The sequence below is a fragment of the Streptomyces phytophilus genome (assembly GCF_013870535.1).
In the GTDB taxonomy this organism is placed as follows: Bacteria; Actinomycetota; Actinomycetes; order Streptomycetales; family Streptomycetaceae; genus Streptomyces; species Streptomyces phytophilus.
In genome coordinates this window covers 1-2,491 of record NZ_JACBXC010000906.1, presented here as the reverse complement: position 1 = coordinate 2,491, position 2,491 = coordinate 1, and the positions used below count along the sequence as shown (strand labels likewise).

General features: G+C 73.1%; 3 protein-coding genes and 1 pseudogene. 3 read left to right on the top strand and 1 reads right to left on the bottom strand.

The features are described 5' to 3' along the window. Positions 1-65 precede the first annotated feature (65 nt). Positions 66-713 carry a M15 family metallopeptidase gene (locus tag H5J30_RS26980; RefSeq protein WP_181789934.1) on the bottom strand — a complete coding sequence of 216 codons (648 nt, stop codon included), beginning with the start codon at positions 711-713 and terminating at the stop codon, positions 66-68. Positions 714-841: 128 nt separating this feature from the next. Between H5J30_RS26980 and H5J30_RS26975 the strand changes: the two genes are divergently transcribed. The 3 genes and pseudogenes from H5J30_RS26975 to H5J30_RS26965 all read left to right on the top strand — a co-directional run. Further along, entirely contained in the window at positions 842-1,549 is a 708-nt protein-coding gene (locus H5J30_RS26975; RefSeq protein WP_181789933.1) for a response regulator transcription factor, read from the top strand. A 64-nt stretch (positions 1,550-1,613) separates the two neighbouring features. Then, on the top strand, positions 1,614-2,231 hold the full coding sequence (locus H5J30_RS26970) for an ArsR/SmtB family transcription factor (protein ID WP_181789932.1): 618 nt from the start codon (positions 1,614-1,616) through the stop codon (positions 2,229-2,231). A 17-nt stretch (positions 2,232-2,248) separates the two neighbouring features. After that, positions 2,249-2,491: pseudogene (locus tag H5J30_RS26965) on the top strand (MFS transporter); the annotation flags it as partial.

Below are 2,491 nucleotides of genomic sequence, written 5' to 3'. Positions count from 1 at the left end.
AGCAGTGGCGGCGGTGCCCGCGGTGTGTGCCGGGGCCGGCTGCGTCATCGTACGGACTCGCTCGTTCAACTCTGCATCCTCGGGTCCTCGGTGGGGTCGGCATACATCGGCGGGCAGCGGCTGCCGGCGGCCTCGGGGCGCAGCTCGTAGTGCCAGGGCTCGTTCCGGTAGACCGGGCACAGGCCGTATGCCGCGCCGTGCTCGAAGAGCCACATCTGCGCGTCGGCTTCGCCGATGTCGACCGCGCCGCCCGACACGTGCGGGGACGTCTCCGCAGTGGCCACCCACCTGGCGGCCTCTGCTTCCGACCCGTATTTCCCGACGGCCTCGCGGAGAAGCCGGTCCTGGTACGCGGGAGAACGCCAGCCGCTATTGACCCGGAATTCCACTCCGTAGGGCGCGGCATCCGTCGCCGCCTCGCGCAGCGCCGTGAGAAAAGGGTCGTCGAGTTCCGCCACGGCCGGAATCGCGTCGTCGAAAACCGTCGTGCCCTCGGGGACGACACCGTCCGCCTCCCCGACCGGTCCGCCGTGGTCGCGCCGCGCGGATTCCGAGGGTGCCGGTGCCGACGGGCGCGGGGAGGCAGGGGTGGCCGAGGAGGCAGGGGCGGCCGAGGCGGCGGGGTCGGACGACGTCTGCATCGACCGGTAGCCGAGAGGCGCGACGACCACCACGACGAGGCCGGTCAGGCCGACGCCCAGAAGTGTGCGGATCCGCCGGGCCGTGCGCCGCGCCGATCGCCGGGTTCGAGTCATTCCGCCAGTGAAGGCGGCGGGGCGTTACCGGTACGTATGCGGTTTTCTATACACGGACGATATGCACCGGCTCGTAACATCGGCGTATGCGCGTGCTGATCGTCGAAGACGAGCCCTTTATGGCGGAGGCCATCCGCGACGGCCTCCGCCTGGAGGCGATCGCGGGCGACATCGCGGGCGACGGGGACACCGCCCTGGAACTGCTGAGCGTGAACTCGTACGACATCGCCGTCCTGGACCGCGACGTCCCCGGACCCTCCGGCGACGAGATCGCCCGCCGCATCGTCGACTCCGGCAGCGGCATGCCGATCCTCATGCTCACCGCGGCCGACCGGCTCGACGACAAGGCCACCGGCTTCGGGCTCGGCGCCGACGACTACCTCACCAAGCCCTTCGACATCCGCGAGCTGGCGCTGCGGCTGCGCGCGCTCGACCGCCGGCGCGCCCACATCCGGCCGCCCGTGCGGGAGATCGCGGGGCTGCGGCTCGACCCGTTCCGCCGCGAGGTCTACCGGGACGGCAGGTACGTCGCGCTGACCCGGAAGCAGTTCGCCGTGCTCGACGTCCTCGTCGCCGCGGAGGGCGGCGTGATCAGCGCGGAGGAGCTGCTGGAACGGGCCTGGGACGCCAACGCCGACCCGTTCACCAACGCCGTGCGCATCACCGTCTCGGCGCTCCGCAAGCGGCTCGGCCGGCCCTGGCTGATCGCCACGGTGCCGGGCGTCGGCTACCGGATCGACACCGCCTCCGGCGCCGACGGCGACGGGGAGAGCGGGGAAGAGGCCCGTGCGTAGGCCCGCCGCCGCAGATTGCGAAAGAAGTATTGCGCAATAGTTCTTTCCTATCTACGGTCCCCGCATGGGCCGAGAACCGGAGCGGATCACCGAGCTGGAGCAGCTGAAGGCGTTCACCCACCCGCTGCGCATCGAGCTGTACCGGCTGCTCACCGCGGCCCGTACCGCGACCGCGTCGCACCTCGCGGAGCAGGCCGACGAGGCGGTGTCGCTGGTCAGTTACCACCTGCGCAAGCTCGCCGAGCACGGCTTCATCGAGGAGGCGGCCGAGCAGGGGCGGGACGGGCGCGAGCGCTGGTGGCGGGTCTCGGCACAGCGGTCGTTCAGCTTCCGGTCCGCGGACTTCGACGACACCCCGGAGGGCACCGCGGCGCTGACGGGCGTCACCCGCGAGCTGCTGGCCACCAGGACCCGCACCTACCTCAACTACCTGGACCAGCAGGCCGGGTGGGGGCGGGAGTGGACGCGGGCGGCGTTCACCTCGGAGTACACCCTGCGGCTGACCGCCGGCGAACTGCAGGAGCTGGCGGAGGAGATGGGCGCGTTCGTCCGCAGGTGGCGGGAGCGGGCCGAGGCGGCGGCGGAGGCCGGGGCGGACGACGCCGGGGCGGAAGGGGCCGAGGGCTCCGCGGGGCGCGAGACCGTCGCCCTGCACCTCTACGGCTTCCCCTTCCGCCCCTGAGCCGGGGGCCCGCGCCCGTGCCCGCGTACCGCGACGCCGCCGTCCTGCGGTGGCTCGCCGCGTACGCCCTCTCCGTACTCGGCGACGGCGTGTTCTTCCTCGCCCTCGGCTGGGCCGCGCAGCGCGCCGCGGGCCCCGCGGAGACCGGGGTGGTGATGGCCGTGGGCTCGGTGCCGCGCGCGGTGCTCATGCTCGGCGGGGGAGTGGTCGCCGACCGCTTCGGGCCGCGCCGGGTCGTCATCGGCGCCGACGCGGTGCGC